Annotated in this window: 12 protein-coding genes and 1 pseudogene; 5 read left to right on the top strand and 8 right to left on the bottom strand. The window is 71.8% G+C overall.

Features of this window, described 5'->3' with window-relative positions; genetic code table 11:
• Window positions 1–66: 66 nt before the first annotated feature.
• Together ACFV8T_RS12675 and lgt are read left to right on the top strand one after the other, a co-directional pair.
• Window positions 67–891: a thioredoxin domain-containing protein gene (locus tag ACFV8T_RS12675; RefSeq protein ID WP_385326927.1), complete on the top strand. Its 825-nt coding sequence runs from the start codon at window positions 67–69 to the stop codon at window positions 889–891.
• Window positions 892–1,001: 110 nt separating this feature from the next.
• A complete protein-coding gene (gene lgt, locus ACFV8T_RS12670; protein WP_385326926.1) occupies window positions 1,002–1,988 on the top strand; it encodes a prolipoprotein diacylglyceryl transferase in 987 nt (328 codons plus the stop codon).
• Between the two features lie 63 nt (window positions 1,989–2,051).
• On the opposite strand, the gene ACFV8T_RS12665 is transcribed toward lgt, so the two are convergent.
• The 7 genes and pseudogenes from ACFV8T_RS12665 to ACFV8T_RS12635 form a co-directional block, all read right to left on the bottom strand.
• A complete protein-coding gene (locus ACFV8T_RS12665; protein WP_385326924.1) occupies window positions 2,052–2,876 on the bottom strand; it encodes an HpcH/HpaI aldolase/citrate lyase family protein in 825 nt (274 codons plus the stop codon).
• Window positions 2,873–4,072, bottom strand: a complete 1,200-nt coding sequence (locus ACFV8T_RS12660) for a CaiB/BaiF CoA transferase family protein (RefSeq protein ID WP_385326923.1) — start codon at window positions 4,070–4,072, stop codon at window positions 2,873–2,875. Before ACFV8T_RS12660 ends, ACFV8T_RS12665 begins: the two co-directional genes overlap by 4 nt.
• Window positions 4,069–4,953: a ribokinase gene (gene rbsK / locus ACFV8T_RS12655; protein ID WP_385326921.1), complete on the bottom strand. Its 885-nt coding sequence runs from the start codon at window positions 4,951–4,953 to the stop codon at window positions 4,069–4,071. The genes ACFV8T_RS12660 and rbsK overlap by 4 nt, the downstream gene beginning before the upstream one ends.
• Window positions 4,950–6,323 carry an ADP-ribosylglycohydrolase family protein gene (locus ACFV8T_RS12650; RefSeq protein WP_385326919.1) on the bottom strand — a complete coding sequence of 458 codons (1,374 nt, stop codon included), beginning with the start codon at window positions 6,321–6,323 and terminating at the stop codon, window positions 4,950–4,952. The genes rbsK and ACFV8T_RS12650 overlap by 4 nt, the downstream gene beginning before the upstream one ends.
• The gene (locus ACFV8T_RS12645) at window positions 6,320–7,507 is read right to left on the bottom strand and encodes an ADP-ribosylglycohydrolase family protein (protein ID WP_385326918.1); all 1,188 of its coding nucleotides are present in this window, start codon (window positions 7,505–7,507) and stop codon (window positions 6,320–6,322) included. Before ACFV8T_RS12645 ends, ACFV8T_RS12650 begins: the two co-directional genes overlap by 4 nt.
• Complete coding sequence (locus tag ACFV8T_RS12640) at window positions 7,449–8,942, bottom strand: ADP-ribosylglycohydrolase family protein (RefSeq protein WP_385327360.1); 1,494 nt, start codon at window positions 8,940–8,942, stop codon at window positions 7,449–7,451. The genes ACFV8T_RS12645 and ACFV8T_RS12640 overlap by 59 nt, the downstream gene beginning before the upstream one ends.
• Before the next feature lie 105 nt (window positions 8,943–9,047).
• Window positions 9,048–9,929: pseudogene (locus ACFV8T_RS12635) on the bottom strand (ADP-ribosylglycohydrolase family protein); the annotation flags it as partial.
• 267 nt (window positions 9,930–10,196) lie between these two features.
• On the opposite strand from ACFV8T_RS12635, the gene ACFV8T_RS12630 reads away from it, so the two are divergent.
• The 3 genes from ACFV8T_RS12630 to ACFV8T_RS12620 all read left to right on the top strand — a co-directional run bounded on the left by ACFV8T_RS12630 (window position 10,197) and on the right by ACFV8T_RS12620 (window position 17,400).
• On the top strand, window positions 10,197–10,931 hold the full coding sequence (locus ACFV8T_RS12630; protein WP_266420601.1) for a VIT1/CCC1 transporter family protein: 735 nt from the start codon (window positions 10,197–10,199) through the stop codon (window positions 10,929–10,931).
• A gap of 414 nt (window positions 10,932–11,345) precedes the next feature.
• Complete coding sequence (gene gltB, locus ACFV8T_RS12625; RefSeq protein ID WP_385326916.1) at window positions 11,346–15,929, top strand: glutamate synthase large subunit; 4,584 nt, start codon at window positions 11,346–11,348, stop codon at window positions 15,927–15,929.
• Window positions 15,922–17,400, top strand: a complete 1,479-nt coding sequence (locus ACFV8T_RS12620; protein ID WP_385326915.1) for a glutamate synthase subunit beta — start codon at window positions 15,922–15,924, stop codon at window positions 17,398–17,400. The genes gltB and ACFV8T_RS12620 overlap by 8 nt, the downstream gene beginning before the upstream one ends.
• A gap of 137 nt (window positions 17,401–17,537) precedes the next feature.
• Here the strand turns inward: ACFV8T_RS12620 and ACFV8T_RS12615 are convergent, their stop codons facing one another.
• Window positions 17,538–18,461 (bottom strand): rhomboid family intramembrane serine protease, encoded by a 924-nt coding sequence (locus tag ACFV8T_RS12615; protein WP_385326913.1) that lies wholly within the window; start codon window positions 18,459–18,461, stop codon window positions 17,538–17,540.
• Window positions 18,462–18,595 lie beyond the last annotated feature (134 nt).

The following is an 18,595-nucleotide window of genomic DNA, read 5'->3' as shown; positions in this document are numbered from 1 at the left end:
TAACCCAAACGGGTGGACCTGGACCGGGGAGGCACGCACGTGCCTCCCCGGTTCGTTGCTGCGGGTGTGAGCGAGAAGAACGAACAGGGAAAAAGGGCCGCGCGAGACCGGCTCGTCCAGCAGCGCGAGCGCCAGAAGGCGGGCGAGCGCCGCAGGCGCACGCTGATCGTCACCAGTGCGGTGGTGGGTGTGCTGGCACTGGCCGCCGTCGTCGGCGTGATCGCCGCGAATTCGGGCGGCAAGGGCGACAAGAGCGAGGCGGGCCCGGCCGTCGCACCGTCCGGCGCGATCGGGAAGGACAGCCTGGCCATCGGGGTCGGCGCGGACAACGCCCCGTCCACGCTCACCATCTGGGAGGACTTCCGCTGCCCGGTCTGCGCCCAGTTCGAGAACGCGTTCCGCGACACGATCCACCAGCTGGAGAACACCGGACAGGTCAAGGTCGAGTACCACCTCGCCACGATCATCGACGGCAATCTCGGCGGCAGCGGCTCGCTGCGGGCGGCCAACGCGGCGGCCTGCGCCCAGGACGCCGGCAAGTTCCCCGCGTACCACGACGTGCTCTACAGCAACCAGCCGCAGGAGACCGACGACGCCTTCGGCGACAACGCCAAGCTGATCGAGCTCTCGGGGAAGGTCCCGGGACTCGACACTCCCGGTTTCCGCAGCTGTGTGGACGACGGCAAGCACGACAGCTGGGTCAAGAAGTCCAACACGGCGTTCCAGAACGGCGGATTCCAGGGCACGCCGACCGCGCTGCTCAACGGGGAATCGATCTTCCCGAAGAAGGGGAACGAGCCGATCACCGCGGCGAATCTGAAGAAGTGGGTGGCCGAGGCCAACAAGGGCAAGAAGCCGGGCACGGTCACCCCGGCCCCGTCGGGCTCCTGACCGCTCCCCGGGCGGAGTCCGGCAAGGGGAATCGATGACCTGCCCGTTACCCATACGTTGTCGGGTGGGTTGCCGTACGCCCCACCCGGCAGGGTAGCGTCGACCTTGCCATGGACCTTGCCTTCATTCCCAGCCCGTCGACCGGCGTGATCGATCTCGGCCCGATCCCGCTCCGCGGCTACGCGTTCTGCATCATCATCGGTGTCTTCGTCGCCGTCTGGTTCGGCAACAAGCGCTGGGTCGCCCGGGGAGGCAGATCCGGCACGGTTGCCGACATCGCCGTCTGGGCCGTGCCCTTCGGCCTCGTCGGTGGCCGGCTCTACCACGTCATCACCGACTACCAGCTGTACTTCAGCGACGGTCAGAACTGGGTCGACGCCTTCAAGATCTGGCAGGGCGGCCTCGGCATCTGGGGCGCCATCGCGCTCGGTGCCGTCGGCGCCTGGATCGGCTGCCGCCGCCGCGGGATCCCGCTGCCCGCCTGGGCCGACGCGCTCGCCCCCGGCATCGCCCTGGCCCAGGCCTGCGGCCGCTGGGGCAACTGGTTCAACCAGGAGCTGTACGGCAAGCCGACCGATCTGCCGTGGGCGTTGAAGATCAGTGAGGGCCCCAACCGGGTCGCCGGCACCTACCACCCGACGTTCCTCTACGAGTCGCTGTGGTGCATCGGCGTCGCCCTCCTGGTGATCTGGGCGGACCGCCGCTTCAAGCTCGGGCACGGCCGGGCGTTCGCCCTGTACGTCGCCGCGTACTGCGCGGGACGGGGCTGGATCGAGTACATGCGGGTCGACGAGGCCCACCACATCCTGGGTCTGCGCCTGAACGTGTGGACCGCGCTGATCGTGTTCGTGCTGGCCGTCGTGTACATCGTGATCTCGGCGAAGGTGCGGCCGGGGCGCGAGGAGGTCGTGGAGCCGGGGGCCGCCGAGGACGCGGCGGACGCCGCCGATGCCGAGGGCGTCGAGGCCGCCAAGGACACCGAGGACACCAAGGCCGACGTGGACAAGGGTCCGAAGGCCGACGGTGATGCCGAGCGCGCGGATGCCGCCAGGACACCGGAGAAGGACGGCACCGCGGAGGCGGCCAAGAACGGCTGAGCCGTGTGAACCCATGCGAAGGGGCCCCGGACCGACTGGTCCGGGGCCCCTTCGCATGGGTCCTCAACCCCCGGACGGGCTCGATTCACCGGCCAGCGCCAGCGTCCTGCGGGCCGAGGCCACCACCGCCGCGTCGACGAACCGGCCGTCCGGCAGGGCCAGCGCACCCTCGTCCGCCACGGCCGCCGCCACGATCTCCGCCGCCACCTCGACCTCCTGCGGCGTCGGCCGGAACGCCCGCTCGATGACCGGGAGCTGGCGGGGGTGGATCGCCGCCCGGCCCAGGAAGCCCAGCGCACGGCCGTGCGCGCAGGACGTCCACAGACCGTCCAGGTCCCGGACGTCCGGGAACACCGACTGGGTGGGCGGGGCGAGTCCGGCCGCGCGGGCGGCGACCACCACCCGGCTGCGCGACCAGTCGAGCCCGGCGTCGTCCCGTACCCCCAGATCGGCCCGGAGGTCCGCCTCGCCGAGGGCGATGGAGCGCACCTGGGGATGGGAGGCGGCGACCGAGTACGCGTGCTCGATGGCGAGAGCCGACTCCAGCAGCGGACAGAGCGCGACCCCCGGCGCCACGGCCGCGATGTGATGGACGGACGCCGCATGCGTGATCTTGGGCAGCCGCAGCTCGGTGAGTCCCGGCAGCCCGGCCAGGGCGAGGATGTCCGCCTCGGTGTGGACCCGGACATGGATCGGCACGGCGGCGTCCCCGGGCGCCTCGGACAGCAGCTCGGCGGTGGCCGAGCGCGCGTACCCCTTGCGGTCCGGCGCCACGGCGTCCTCCAGATCCACGATCACCACGTCCGCGCCCGAGTCCCGCGCCTTGCGCACCACCTCCGGCCGGTCCCCGGGGACGTACAGCCAGGTGAGCGGGACCGTCGTCGTCACAGGACCCGCTCCGCCCGCAGCGCGGCGATCTCCGGGGCCGACAGACCCAGTCCGGTGAGGATCTCCTCGGTGTCCGCGCCGTGCGGCCGGCCCGCCCAGCGGATCGCGCCCGGCGTCGCCGAGAGCCGGAACAGCACGTTCTGCATCCTCAGCGGACCCAGCTCCGGGTCGTCGACCTCGGTGACCGAGTCCAGCGCCCGGTACTGCGGGTCCTCCATCACGTCCTGGATGTCGTGGATGGGCGCGATGGCCGCCTCCGCCTTCTCGAAGGCCGAGACCGCCTCCTCCCGGGTGTGCCGGGCGATCCAGTTGCCGACCGCCTCGTCGAGCTCGTCGGCGTGCTCGGCGCGGGTGGTGCCGGAGGCGAACCAGGGTTCCTCGATCAGCTCGGCCCGGCCGACCAGGTGCATCACCCGCTCGGCGATCGACTGCGCGGAGGTGGAGACCGCGACCCAGTGCCCGTCCGAGGTGCGGTACGTGTTGCGCGGGGCGTTGTTCCGGGAGCGGTTGCCGGTGCGCGGCTGTACGTAGCCGAGCTGGTCGTACCAGATGGGCTGCGGGCCGAGCACGGTCAGGATCGGCTCGATGATCGCCATGTCGACGACCTGCCCCTCCCCGGTGCGCTCGCGCCCGGCCAGCGCGGCCATCACGGCGTACGCGGTGGCCAGCGCCGCGATCGAGTCGGCGAGCCCGAACGGCGGCAGCGTGGGCGGCCCGTCCGGCTCCCCGGTGATCGCGGCGAACCCGCTCATCGCCTCGGCCAGGGTGCCGAAGCCGGGGCGGTGCGCGTACGGGCCGAACTGCCCGAAACCGGTGACCCGGACCAGGACCAGCCGCGGGTTGACCGCGTGCAGCTCCGCCCAGCCGAGACCCCAGCGCTCCAGCGTCCCGGGCCGGAAGTTCTCGATGATCACATCGGTCCCGGCGGCCAGCCGGAGCAGGATGTCACGGCCGCCGGGACTGGACAGATCGAGGGTCAGATTGCGCTTGTTGCGGCCGAGCAGCTTCCACCACAGGCCGACGCCGTCCTTCGTGGGGCCGTGCCCGCGCGAGGGGTCGGGCCTGCGCGGATGCTCGACCTTGATCACCTCGGCGCCGAAGTCGCCGAGCAGGGTGGCGGAGAGCGGACCGGCGAAGAGCGTGGCGAGGTCGACGACCCGCAGCCCGGTCAGGGGGGCCTGCGCGGGCGCGTTCACGCGGCGTCGATCTCGGTGCGGTACGGCATGGAGGTCGAGGCGCCCGGCCGCTGCACGCAGAGCGCGGCGGCCGACGACGCCCAGGCCAGCGACTCCGGTACGGACCGTCGCTCGCCGAGCGCGACGGCGAGCGTGCCGACGAAGGTGTCGCCCGCCGCCGTGGTGTCGACGGCGGTGACCTCGGGGGCGGGGAAGAGGACGGGCTCGCCGCCCCGGGCCGCGTACAGACAGCCCTTCGCACCGAGCGTGATGACGACCGCCGGGACCTGACTGAGCAGGTGCTGCGCCGCCGCATGGGGGTCGGTGAAGCCGGAGAGCGCCGCCGCCTCGTGCTCGTTGGGGATCAACAGATCGACGCAGTCGATGAGTTCGGACGGCAGGGGCTGTACGGGGGACGGGGCGAGGATGGTCCGTACGCCCTGGGCGTGGGCCACCCGCGCGCCTTCGATCACCGCGGACAGCGGCAGCTCCAGCTGGAGGAGCAGCAGATCGGCGCCCGCGATGGCGGCCATCTCACCGGGGCCGAGGGCGGTGATGGTGCCGTTGGCGCCGGGGACCACCACGATGGAGTTGGCACCCGTGTCGTCGACGACGATGTGCGCGGTACCGCTGGGACCCTCGGCGGTGTGCAGCAGATCGGTGTCGACGCCCGCGTGCTCCAGGTTCGACCGCAGCCGGGTGCCGTACTCGTCGTCGCCCACCGCGCCGATCATCAGCACGTCGCCGCCCGCGCGGGCCGCGGCGACGGCCTGGTTGGCGCCCTTGCCGCCCGGGACGGTGCGGAACTCCCGTCCGGTGACGGTCTCTCCGCGCTCCGGAGCCCGTGCGACGTAGGCGACGAGGTCCATATTGGTGCTGCCGAGCACCGCGATGCCGGTCATGGGCACAGTGCCTCCTTCTGGGTGAGCCGGTGGGTCTGTTCGGCGAGTGCGTCGAAGCCGATGGAGTCGAAACCGGGTACGGACGAGGCGAGGCGGTTCTTCAGCGGGGTGGTCCAGTGGTCGGGCAGCCGCTCCGGGGCCCCGGCCAGCAGCCCGGCGAGCGAACCGGCGGTCGCACCGTTGGAGTCGGTGTCCCAGCCGCCCGACACCGCGCGGCAGATGGAGCGCGAGAAGTCGCCGCCGGCATGGGTGAGGGCGGCGGCGAGCAGTGCGGCGTTGGGCAGTACGTGGACCCAGTGGTACCCGCCGTACTCGGCGTGCAGCCGGTCCGCCACCGCGTCGAAATCGGCGCTGCCGCGGGCTGCCGCGACACCGAAGAGCACGGCCTGCGCGAACCGCGAACGCGGCGGTACGACCCGCAGCCCGGCGGCCAGGCACCTGTGCACATCGCTCTCGCCCCCGGCCGCCTCGGCGAGTGCCGCGGCGGTGAACATCGCCCCGTACACCCCGTTGGCGGTGTGGCTGAGCACGGCGTCCCGGTGCGCCTGCTCCGCCGCGGCCGACGGGTCGCCCGGGTGGGTCCAGCCATGCACATCGGCCCGGATCTGCGCGCCGATCCACTCCCGGAACGGATTGCGGTACCGGCCGGTGTGCGGGGGCTCGATGCCGTCCAGCAGATTGCGGTACGCGACCCGCTCGGCGGTGAACGTCCGGCCGGCCGGGAGCTCGTCGAGCCAGAGCCTCGCGAGATCGCCGGTGGTGAAGGACGGACCGTACCGCTGGAGCAACAGCACGGTCAGCAAGGGGTAGTTGAGGTCGTCGTCCTCGGGCATGCCGTCGATGTTCTCGGCCAGCGAGTTGGGTGCGGAGCGGCGGTTCCAGGGGTAGGTGGCGGCCATTGGGGCGGGCAGTCCCTCGGCGGTGAACCAGGTGGTGAGCGGCCAGTTGCCGGTGGCGCGGGCCAGGGCGCGGATGCCGTCCAGCGGCAGCTTCTCGACGGGCTTGCCGAGCAGACAGCCGGCCGCCCGGCCCAGCCAGGCGGCGTGCAGCCGGTCCCGGCTCACCGGCATCGGGGCGGGGCGGGGCGCCGGCCAGTCCGGGCACGCGGCCCGGATCGCGGCCAGCTCCGTCGGTTCGTCGATCTCCAACGGCGATTCCAGCAGGGCGAGTTCATCGAGCAGCCGTTCGGCGAGCGCGCGCAGCTCCGGTGCCGGAGGGGTGGAGGCGCCCGCGCGCTCCGGGGCGGGGGTGCCGCCCGCCTCGTACCACCGGCGCGCGACGGCCTGTGCGTCCCGCCCGTCCTCGGCCGCCTGGCGCAGCTCGTGCCCGACGAGGTCCTCCGGCTGCACCCATGTCACCCGTACGGTCATGGCGTACCCGCCAGCGCGGCGAACGCCGACTCGTGTGCGCGGCGCCGGGCCGTGTCCCGTACGAACATCTCGCGGGCGACGTCCGCCAGGGTCCGCGCGGGTGCGTGCAGATCGAGGCGGCTGGCCTCGGCGACCGTTCTCACCCAGGTGGCGGGGATCGTCCGCTCGCCGTGGAGCGCCCCCGCGACGGCGCCGCCCATGGTGGCGATGGAGTCGCAGTCCCGGCCGTAGTTGACCGAGCCGAGGACCGTGTGCCGGTAGTCGCCGTCCGCGACGAGCAGCATGCCGAGCGCGATCGGGAGCTCCTCGATGGCATGCAGCCGGGAGGGTCTGCGGGCGCCGAGGGACGGGGCGCGGTAGTCGGGGCCGACCGTGTCGAAGGGGGCGACGGCGGTGCGCAGCGGGGTCAGCGCCGACTCGAAGTCGCTGTGCCGGGCGGCCACTTCGCACACCGCTTCGATCGCCGACCGGGTGCCGTCCTTGGCGAGCGACAGGCAGGTGTCGACGACGCGGGCGGGTGTCGCGTCCGGGGCACAGGCGGCGGCGACGGCCGCCGCGAAGACCCCGGCCGCCTCCCTTCCGTAACTCGACTGGTGGGCACCGGCGACATCCAGTGCCTCGGCGTACGCGGCCTCCGGGTGGGCGGCGTTGACCAGGCCGACCGGGGCCATGTACATCGCCGCACCGCAGTTGACGATGTTTCCGTTGCCCGCCTCGCGCGGATCGACATGGCCGTAGTGCAGCCGGGCGACGATCCACTTCTCGGCGAGGAAGATCCGCTGGAGCGGCAGCGCCTCGGCCTCCAGCTCCGGGATCCAGCGGGGGCCCGAGATCAGCTCGGGCACCAGATGCCCGGCGACCGCGTAGGCGTCGAGATGGTCGCGCACGGCGCCGTACACCCGCACCAGCGCATGGGTCATCAAGGTGTCGTCGGTGACGTGCCCGTCGCCCTTGTGGTACGGGGCGATGGGGCGCGCGGTACGCCAGTTCTCGCCGTCCCACGGGCCCACGATGCCGTTGATCCGCCCGCCGTGACGGGCCACGATCTGCTCGGGGGACCGGCCCTCCACCGGGCCGCCGAGCGCGTCGCCGACGGCGGCGCCGACGAGTGCGCCGGTGATCCGTTCATCGAGTGTGAGTGTTCTGGGTCCGGCCTCGTACCGCGTGGGCATCGTGGATGTCATGTCCGAATTGTCCACCTGGGGGCTTCGGTTCCGTGTCTGCCAGCAGCCCGGCGAGTTCGATGAGATCGGTCCCCGCCAGACGGGGCAGCGCACAGCCCGCGAGGGTGCGACAGGCCTCGCGCCAGCCGTCCGGGACGGCGCCGATACCGCCGAGCGCACCGGTCAGCGCGCCTGCCAGGGCGGGCGCCGAGTCGGCCACCCGCGACAGGCACGCCGCCGCGGGAACGGCCTGGGCGATCTGACCGCGGGCCGCGGTGGCCAGGGCGAGGGCGACCGGGACGGTCTCGGCGGCGGCGATCCCGTAGCTGTAGACGTGGTCGACGATCTGATGCTCCAGCACCGGTACGAGGGCGAAGGCGCCCGCCGCCTCCCCGACGAAGTCACGGGCGATCCGGACGGCGTGGGCGGCGTTGCGGGCGATCTCCGTGCCGTCGGGCAGCTGGGCGAGCGCGGCGTTCACCGCGGCGTCCACGTCCGCACCGCCCAGCGCCACGGCGATTGCCGCCGCCATAGCGCGGGCCCCGTGCACCCCGTCGCCGTCCTGGGTGTAGCGCGCGTCGAACTCGGCGAGGTCGGCGGCGGCGGCGGGGTCCGCGGGGTGGGCGACGGCGAGCACGGCGGCCCGTACGCAGGCCGCGTCGTCGAAGTAGTGCGGGTTGTCGTGGCCGGTGGCGGGCGGTCGCAGCCCGGCGGCGAGATTGCCGAGCCCGGCCCGGACCGAGATCCGGGCACGCAGCGGGAGCACCGCGGATTCGACTTCGGGGGCACGGGCGGCAGCCGCGGCGACCTCGGCCGCCAGGGCGTTCCAGGCGACATCGACGGCGGCCCGCATCCGGCGTCCGGGGGAGAGCCCGTGCAGCGGACCGGCTGCCGAAGTGAGCAGGGTTCCGGCGGCGAAGGCCGCCCATTCGGCGTCGTCGGAGGGCCCGAGCCGCAGCGGTTCGGGCGGCTGGTTGAGCGCGATGGGGACGGGCAGCGTGGTCGTGGCGTTCTGTTCGGCGAAGGTGTCGAGCTCGCGGGTGAGCCGCCGGGTCCACTCGGGCATCCGGGCCGCCCGGTGCCGTGCGGCGGGCCATCCTGCCGCGTCCCCGGAGGCGAGCCCGAGCAGCAGCCCCTCGATCCGGGCCCGGTGCCCGGCGTCGGGACGGGTACGGGGACGGGCGGCCGGGGAGGCGGGGGTGCGGGGGGCGTCGTGCGGGGGTGTGCCGGTGCTCGTGGGCGGGCGGTGCCGGGTCCCGGGCGCGTCGGCGTCCGCGGGCCGCGGGTGCGGTGATCCCGCGTCCGTACGCGCACGGTGCCGGGCCGGGCCCTCGTCGTCGGTGCCGTCGCCCGCGCGCGGCGTGGCGTTCTCGCTCGCCCCGCCCGGAGCGCCCGCGCCGTCCGTCTCGTCCGGGGTGAGCAGCTCCGCGATGTCCAGGACGTGGTGCCCCCGCATGGCCGGCAGACAGCTGCCCCGGACCGGGCCGATCGCGTCCCCCCAGTGCCGCGGAATCGCGGACGCCCCGTGCAGGGCGCCGGCCAGGGCCCCCGCCACCGCCGCCGTGGTGTCCGCGTCGCGGCCCATGTTGACCGCCGTCAGCACCGCCGTACGGAAGTCGCCGCGGGCCGCCGCGAACGCCCCGAAGGCCAGGCCCACCGCCTCGGGCGCCAGGTCCGTCCACGGGTAGCCGCCGACCACCACCGCGGAGCGCACCGCGCGTTCCATGGTGAGCCGGTCGGGGTAGCTGCGCTGCGCGGCGGCCACCGCGCGCCGCAGCGAACGCGCCGTCCAGGAGTCCATGGGGACGACCGACAGAGCGGCGGCGATCACCGACGTGACCCCGGCACCCACCATCGCGGCGGCCACCCCGGCCGCCACCGCCTGGCCGCCGTAGATGCCCTCCCCGTCATGGCTGACCCGACCGTCCACCGCGACCAGCCGCGCCGCCTCGTCCGGCCGGCCGGCCGCGAAGACCCCGAACGGCGCCGCCCGCATCGCCAGGCCATCGCTCCAGGCGTGCCGGTGCTGGGCGGAGATCGGGGCGGCGAGCCCCCGGCGCAGATTCTCCAGCGTTCCCCGCTCGCTGAACCCGGCACCGCGGAACTGCCCCTCGTCGAGATCGGCGATCCACAGATGCCAGGCCCGCTCCACGTGGGTGACGGTCAGCGCGGAACCGTGCCGGGCGAGCAGCAGCCCCGAGAAGATCGCGTACTCCGTGTCGTCCGTGCCCGCGGGGTCGTCGCTCACGAAGCCCTCGATCCGGCCCCAGCGGCGACGGATCTCCGACGGCCGCAGATTCTCCGCCGGCGCGCCCAGCGCGTCCCCGACCGCGAGACCGAGCAGGGAGCCGCGGGCCCGGTCGCCGAGGTTCCCCCGGAGCGCCTCACCCCGGCCCGCGCCGTCCGTCCGCGGATCCGCCGGACTTCCTGTGATCAACTCCATCGCGTCGACCCTTCGCTCGCACCGAGCCAGTTCTCGTACTTCCTTCTCGATCTGTCCCACGCGGAGCCCCGGCAGAGGCCGACAATCACAACAAAAGGGCCAGTCGGATGACGGTTCGGAAGCAGCAAGGCAGGCCGTACTTACCTGCTCACGGAGGGTGGTAAGTACGGCCTGCCTTGCTGGCGGGGGCCGATTTTCGTGCGTACTTTCGATGGTGTCGAGCGGGGGCGGGGCGAGTGGATTCCGCCGCCGGAGAAGGGGAGAGCTGTGTCCATCATCGAGACCGACGCCGTACTGCACGAGGCACACCGCGACAACCACACCCACCGTGACGTGAACGGCGGCTGGCTGCGTCCGGCGGTGTTCGGTGCCATGGACGGGCTGGTCTCCAACCTCGCACTGATGACCGGCGTCGCGGGAGGTTCCGTCTCCCAGCAGACGATCGTGATCACCGGTCTGGCGGGCCTGGCCGCCGGTGCGTTCTCCATGGCGGCCGGCGAATACACCTCCGTGGCCTCGCAGCGCGAGCTCGTCGAGGCCGAACTCGACGTCGAGCGGCGGGAGTTGCGCAAGCACCCCAAGGACGAGGAGCGGGAGCTCGCCGAGCTCTACGAGTCCCGCGGCGTCGAGCCCGGCCTGGCCCGTGAGGTCGCGCGGCAGCTGTCGCGCGACCCGGAGCAGGCCCTGGAGATACACGCCCGCGAGGAGCTGGGCATCGATCCGGGTGATCTGCCCTCGCCGCTCGTCGCCGCGGTGTCGTCGTTCGGCGCGTTCGCGCTGGGGGCCCTGCTGCCCGTGCTGCCGTATCTGCTCGGTGCGAGCGCGCTGTGGCCGGCCGTGCTGCTCGCGCTGGTCGGACTGTTTGCCTGCGGCGCGGTGGTGGCCAGGGTGACGGCCCGCAGCTGGCTGTACAGCGGGCTGCGTCAGCTGGTGCTGGGCGGGGCCGCGGCGGCCATCACCTACGGTCTGGGCACGCTGTTCGGTGTGGCCGTCGGCAGCTGACCCCTCGAAGATCCGGGCAGGCACACCCGCGCGGCGGGTGTGCCTGCCCGTGACGTGTCCGCCATCCGTGTGATGTACGTCTTGGTGGTCGCCACTGGGCGGAAGGCTCCTGCCAGCGTAAAATGAGTCCTTATGCGGCGCTACACATAAGTAGCCGTTACCTGGCGGTTTCATTTCCTTCGCCGCCGGGCATGAGCCGTAGACACCGTGGGCAACGACGCCTGCTCTCTGCGGCCCCCCGGGCGCCGATCCTCCGACTGCGACTCACCCCCACTGCCTCAGGCGGTGTCCGTATGTTGGAACGAACTATCCGCTTCTTGAGAAGCGCCCCATTATGTAATCTGCACGAAATTTCGCAGAGGGCCAACGTCGTCCCTCGGCACTGCATATGCCACGACGACGACGGGAGAGCCGATGCGTTCCGACGCCTGGTCGCCCATGGACGGTCGCCCCGCCCAGCAGGGGATGTACGACCCCCGCAACGAGCACGACGCCTGTGGTGTCGGGTTCGTGGCCACTCTGACCGGTGTGGCCAGCCATGAGCTGGTCGAGCAGGCGCTGACCGTACTGCGCAATCTCGAACACCGCGGCGCCACCGGGTCCGAGCCCGACTCCGGCGACGGCGCCGGGATCCTCCTCCAGGTCCCGGACGCCTTCCTGCGCGAGGAGGTCGCCTTCGACCTCCCCGAGGCCGGTGCCTACGCCGTCGGAATCGCCTTCCTGCCCGCCGACGACTCCACCGAGGCCGTCCGCAAGCTGGAGAAGATCTCCGCCGAGGAGGGCCTCAAGGTCCTCGGCTGGCGCCAGGTCCCCGTCACCCCCGACATCCTCGGCAGCGGCGCCCGCGCCACCATGCCCGAGTTCCGTCAGCTCTTCGTCGCCGACGGCGAGAACACCGGCATCGCCCTCGACCGCAAGGCCTTCGTGCTGCGCAAGCGCGCCGAGCGGGAGACCGGGGTGTACTTCCCCTCGCTCTCCGCCCGCACGATCGTCTACAAGGGCATGCTCACCACCGGGCAGCTGGAGCCGTTCTTCCCGGACCTCTCCGACCGCCGCTTCGCCACCGCGGTCGCCCTGGTCCACTCACGGTTCTCCACCAACACCTTCCCGAGCTGGCCGCTCGCCCACCCGTACCGCTTCGTCGCGCACAACGGCGAGATCAACACGGTCAAGGGCAACCGCAACTGGATGAAGGCCCGCGAGTCCCAGCTCGCCTCCGGCCTGTTCGGCTCCGCCGACAACGGACACAGCGGTGAGGCCCAGCTCGACCGGATCTTCCCCGTCTGCACCCCCGACGCCTCCGACTCCGCCTCCTTCGACGAGGTCCTGGAGCTGCTCCACCTCGGCGGCCGCTCGCTGCCGCACTCGGTGCTGATGATGGTTCCCGAGGCGTGGGAGAACCATGACTCGATGGACCCGACCCGCCGCGCCTTCTACCAGTACCACTCCACGATGATGGAGCCCTGGGACGGCCCGGCCTGCGTCACCTTCACCGACGGCACCCAGGTCGGCGCGGTCCTGGACCGCAACGGTCTGCGCCCCGGCCGCTACTGGGTCACCGACGACGGCCTCGTCGTGCTCTCCTCCGAGGTCGGCGTCCTGGACATCGACCCCGCGAAGGTCGTCCGCAAGGGCCGCCTCCAGCCCGGGAAGATGTTCCTCGTCGACACGGCCGAGGGCCGCATCATCGAGGACGACGAGATCAAGGCCGCCCTCGCCGCCGAGCAGCCGTACGAGGAGTGGCTGGAGACCGGCGAGATCGAGCTGGAGGACCTCCCCGAGCGGGAGCACATCGTGCACACGCACGCCTCCGTCACCCGCCGCCAGCAGACCTTCGGCTACACCGAGGAAGAGCTCCGCGTCATCCTCGCGCCGATGGCCCGCACCGCCGGCGAGCCGCTCGGCTCCATGGGCACGGACTCGCCGATCGCCGCGCTGTCCGAGCGCCCCCGGCTGCTCTTCGACTACTTCACCCAGCTGTTCGCGCAGGTCACCAACCCGCCGCTGGACGCCATCCGCGAGGAGCTCGTCACCTCGCTGCGCTCCACGCTCGGCCCGCAGGGCAACCTGCTGGAGCCGACCGCCGCGTCGTGCCGCAGCGTCACGCTGCCGTTCCCGGTGATCGACAACGACGAGCTGGCCAAGCTGATACACATCAACGCCGACGGCGACATGCCGGGCATGAAGGCCGCCACGCTCTCCGGCCTCTACCGGGTCGGCGGCGGCGGCGAAGCCCTCGCCGCGCGGATCGAGCAGATCTGCGCCGAGGTCGACGCCGCCATAGAGGACGGCGCCCGCCTGGTCGTCCTCTCCGACCGGCACTCCGACGCCGAGCACGCCCCGATCCCGTCGCTGCTGCTCACCTCGTCCGTCCACCACCACCTCATCCGCACCAAGCAGCGCACCCAGGTGGGTCTGCTGGTCGAGGCCGGGGACGTCCGCGAGGTCCACCACGTCGCGCTGCTGATCGGCTACGGCGCCGCCGCGGTCAACCCGTACCTCGCGATGGAGTCCGTCGAGGACCTGGTGCGCGCCGGTACGTTCATCGAGGGCATCGAGCCCGAGAAGGCCATCCGGAACCTGATCTACGCGCTCGGCAAGGGCGTTCTGAAGGTCATGTCCAAGATGGGCATCTCGACGGTCGCCTCCTACCGGGGCGCCCAGGTCTTCGAGGCCGTCGGCCTGGACGAGGAATTCGTCGCGAAGTACTTCAACGGCACCGCCACCAAGATCGGCGGCGCCGGCCTCGACGTCATCGCCAAGGAGGTCGCCGCCCGGCACGCCAAGGGCTACCCCGCCTCCGGCATCTCCGCCTCGCACCGCGCGCTGGAGATCGGCGGCGAGTACCAGTGGCGCCGCGAGGGCGAGCCGCACCTGTTCGACCCGGAGACGGTCTTCCGCCTCCAGCACGCCACGCGCAACAAGCGCTACGACATCTTCAAGAAGTACACGGACCGGGTGAACGAGCAGTCCGAGCGCCTGATGACGCTCCGTGGTCTGTTCGGCTTCAGGCCGGACCGCGAGGCCATCGACATCGACGAGGTCGAGTCCGTCTCCGACATCGTCAAGCGCTTCTCCACCGGCGCCATGTCGTACGGCTCGATCTCCCGCGAGGCGCACGAGACCCTCGCCATCGCCATGAACCAGCTGGGCGGCAAGTCCAACACCGGTGAGGGCGGCGAGGACGCCGACCGGCTCTACGACCCGGCGCGCCGCTCGGCCATCAAGCAGGTCGCCTCCGGCCGCTTCGGTGTGACCAGCGAGTACCTGGTCAACGCGGACGACATCCAGATCAAGATGGCGCAGGGCGCCAAGCCCGGCGAGGGCGGTCAACTGCCCGGCCACAAGGTCTACCCGTGGGTCGCCAGGACCCGGCACTCCACCCCGGGCGTCGGTCTGATCTCGCCGCCGCCGCACCACGACATCTACTCCATCGAGGATCTGGCCCAGCTGATCCACGACCTCAAGAACGCCAACCCGGCGGCCCGCATCCACGTGAAGCTGGTCTCCGAGGTCGGTGTCGGCACGGTCGCCGCCGGTGTCTCCAAGGCGCACGCGGACGTCGTCCTGATCTCGGGCCACGACGGCGGCACCGGTGCTTCTCCTCTGACGAGCCTGAAGCACGCGGGCGGCCCCTGGGAGCTCGGCCTCGCCGAGACCCAGCAGACGCTGCTGCTCAACGGCCTGCGCGACCGCATCGTCGTACAGACCGACGGCCAGCTGAAGACCGGCCGGGACGTGGTCGTCGCCGCGCTGCTGGGCGCCGAGGAGTTCGGTTTCGCGACCGCGCCGCTCGTCGTCTCCGGCTGCGTCATGATGCGCGTCTGCCACCTGGACACCTGCCCGGTCGGCATCGCCACGCAGAACCCGGTCCTGCGGGACCGCTTCTCCGGCAAGGCCGAGTACGTCGTCAACTTCTTCGAGTTCATCGCCCAGGAGGTCCGCGAGATCCTCGCCGAGCTGGGCTTCCGTACGATCGAAGAGGCCGTCGGCCACGCCGAGCTGCTCGACACCGACCGTGCGATCACGCACTGGAAGGCACAGGGCCTCGACCTGAAGCCGCTGTTCCACGTCCCCGAGCTGCCCGAGGGCGCGGTCCGCCACGCGCGGATCGAGCAGGATCACGGTCTGGCCAAGGCCCTCGACAACGAGCTGATCAGGCTCGCCGCCGACGCCCTGAACGCGGACAGCGCCGAGACCGCCCAGCCGGTCCGGGCCCAGATCGCGATCCGCAACATCAACCGCACCGTCGGCACCATGCTCGGCCACGAGGTGACGAAGAAGTTCGGCGGCGCCGGTCTGCCGCAGGACACCATCGACATCACCTTCACCGGCTCCGCAGGCCAGTCCTTCGGCGCGTTCGTGCCGAGCGGTGTGACGCTGCGACTGGAGGGCGACGCCAACGACTACGTCGGCAAGGGCCTCTCCGGCGGCCGGGTCGTCGTCCGCCCGGACCGCGGCGCCGACCACCTCGCCGAGTACTCCACCATCGCGGGCAACACCATCGCCTACGGCGCCACCGGCGGCGAGCTGTTCCTGCGCGGCCGCACCGGTGAGCGGTTCTGCGTCCGCAACTCCGGCGCGACGGTCGTCTCGGAAGGCGTGGGCGACCACGGCTGCGAGTACATGACCGGCGGTCACGCCGTCGTGCTCGGCGAGACCGGACGCAACTTCGCGGCCGGCATGTCGGGCGGTGTCGCGTACGTCATCGACCTCAACCGCGACAACGTCAACGCCGGGAACCTCGGCGCGGTCGAGGAGCTCTCCGACTCCGACAAGCAGTGGCTGCACGACGTGGTGCGCCGCCACCAGGAGGAGACCGGTTCCACGGTCGCCGAGAAGCTGCTTGCCGGGTGGGACACCGCGGTGGCCCGCTTCAGCAAGATCATCCCGTCCACCTACAAGGCAGTGCTCGCCGCCAAGGACGCCGCTGAGCTCGCCGGTCTCTCCGAGCAGGAGACCACCGAGAAGATGATGGAGGCGGCGACCAATGGCTGACCCCAAGGGCTTCCTGACCACCGGGCGCGAGGTCGCCGAGACCCGCCCCGTGGGCGAGCGCGTCAAGGACTGGAACGAGGTCTACGTTCCGGGCTCGCTGCTCCCGATCATCAGCAAGCAGGCCGGCCGCTGCATGGACTGCGGCATCCCGTTCTGCCACAACGGCTGCCCGCTCGGAAACCTCATCCCCGAGTGGAACGACTACGCCTACCGCGAGGACTGGTCGGCCGCGTCCGAGCGCCTGCACGCCACGAACAACTTCCCGGAGTTCACCGGGCGGCTCTGCCCGGCCCCGTGCGAGTCGGCGTGCGTGCTCGGCATCAACCAGCCGGCCGTCACCATCAAGAACGTCGAAGTCTCCATCATCGACAAGGCGTGGGACAGCGGCGACGTCACCCCGCAGCCGCCCGAGCGGCTCTCCGGCAAGACCGTCGCCGTGATCGGCTCGGGCCCGGCCGGTCTCGCCGCGGCCCAGCAGCTGACCCGGGCCGGCCACACGGTCGCCGTCTACGAGCGCGCGGACCGCATCGGAGGCCTTCTCCGGTACGGCATCCCCGAGTTCAAGATGGAGAAGGCGCACATCAACCGCCGCATCGAGCAGATGCGCGCGGAAGGCACCAAGTTCCGCACCGAGACGGAGATCGGCAAGGACATCGACGCCGCCAAGCTCCGCCGCCGGTACGACGCGGTCGTCATCGCCGCGGGTGCCACCGTCTCGCGCGATCTGCCCGTCCCGGGCCGTGAGCTGAACGGCGTGCACTTCGCCATGGAGTACCTGCCGCTGGCCAACAAGGTGCAGGAGGGCGACCTGACGGTCTCCCCGATCACCGCCGAGGGCAAGCACGTCGTCGTGATCGGCGGCGGCGACACCGGAGCCGACTGCGTCGGCACCGCCCACCGCCAGGGCGCGCTCTCCGTCACCCAGCTGGAGATCATGCCGAGGCCCGGCGAGGACCGGAACGCCAACCAGCCCTGGCCGACGTTCCCGATGCTCTACAAGGTCACCTCCGCGCACGAGGAGGGCGGCGAGAGGGTCTACTCCGTCTCCACCACCCACTTCGAGGGCTCCGCCCCCGAAGAGGGACAGACTGTCGGCAACGTCCAGGCGCTGCACCTGGTCGAGGTGGAGTTCAAGGACGGCAAGCTGGAGCAGAAGCCCGGCACCGAGCGGAGCATCCCCGCACAGCTGGTCACCCTCGCCATGGGCTTCACCGGCACCGACCAGGCCAACGGACTGGTCCAGCAGTTCGGCCTGGAGCTCGACGAGCGCGGCAATGTCGCGCGCGACGCGGACTACGCCACCAACGTCGGCGGCGTCTTCGTGGCCGGTGATGCCGGCCGCGGCCAGTCACTCATCGTGTGGGCCATCGCCGAGGGCCGCTCCGCGGCACGCGGGGTGGACCGCTACCTGACCGGAGCCAGCGCCCTGCCGGCCCCGATCCGCCCGACGGACCGTTCACTGGCGGTCTGATCACGGCACACAAGGACGTCCCGTACAACGGCGTGCGGAACTGAACGCGGCGCCTGCCCGTCCCCGACCGGACGATTCGGCAGGCGCCGTGGCGCGTCCGGAGCCGGTCCGGCCTGCCCCGGTCCGGCCTGCCCGGCTCAGCCCGTCAGTGCGGACGTCTTGAGCACCACCAGCAGCACCAGCACGGCGAGCACCACCACAGTCGCGGCGGCCTGAACCGTCGTACGGCGCTTCGCCGGGGCGTAGGCGTACGCGACGGTGACGATGCCGCCCGTCAGGAGCCCGCCCAAGTGGCCCTGCCACGAGGCGAATCCGGCCGAGATCAGCATCCAGATCAGAAAGCCGGCCATGAACCGGTTCACGGCCCGCATGTCGCGGCCCAGCCGCCGGTTGATGACGTAGAACGCCGCCCCGAGACCGAAGATCGCACCCGAGGCGCCCACCGTGCCGTCGGACGGCGCGATGAGATAGACCAGGACCGAACCGCCCAGCGCGGACAGCAGGTACAGCGCGAGGTAGCGGGCCCGGCCCAGCTGGTCCTCCACGACCCGGCCCAGGTTCCACAGCGCGTACATGTTGAAGAGGATGTGCAGCACCCCGAACGGCAGCGGACCCAGGGACGATCCGCCCGGTGGGAGATGCAGGAAGGCCCCGGTCAGCAGCCGGTACCACTCGCCGCCCACCACGCCGATCACATCGAAGCCGGGGAAGTCCCCGGCCTCGTAGACGTAGTGTCCGCCGTCCGGGCCGTTCAGCCCCGCACCGAGCATCGCGAACCGGTCGACGATCCCCGGTCGGACCAACTCGCCCAGATACGCCGCGATGTTGAGGCCCATCAGCACATACGTGACGAGCGGCACCGCGGACCGCGGGACCGCACCGCCGAACACCGTGCGCGCCTGCCGGACCGAACGCTGCCCCTCCTTCACGCACTCCACGCAGTGGTGGCCGACCGCGGCCTCACGCATGCAGTCGGGGCAGATGAAGCGTTCGCAGCGGGTGCAGCTCACATACGTCTCGTACGACGGATGGCGGTAACAGGTGGTGACCGCGGCGTCCACGGCAGGCTCCTTCACGGGTGGGCGGACACGAGCGGCCGGTGGGGCGGCGGCAGATCAAGATAGCGAACGCCGCCCGACAGGGGCATACCTGAGTGGCTTAGGCTCAGGGTTCTGACATGCCCGACACGTCGAGG

Origin of the sequence: Streptomyces sp. NPDC059832, from assembly GCF_042731715.1 — a bacterium.
GTDB lineage: Bacteria > Actinomycetota > Actinomycetes > Streptomycetales > Streptomycetaceae > Streptomyces.
The sequence above is the reverse complement of the archived record's forward strand: the minus strand, read 5'-3'. Positions and strand labels throughout refer to the sequence as shown.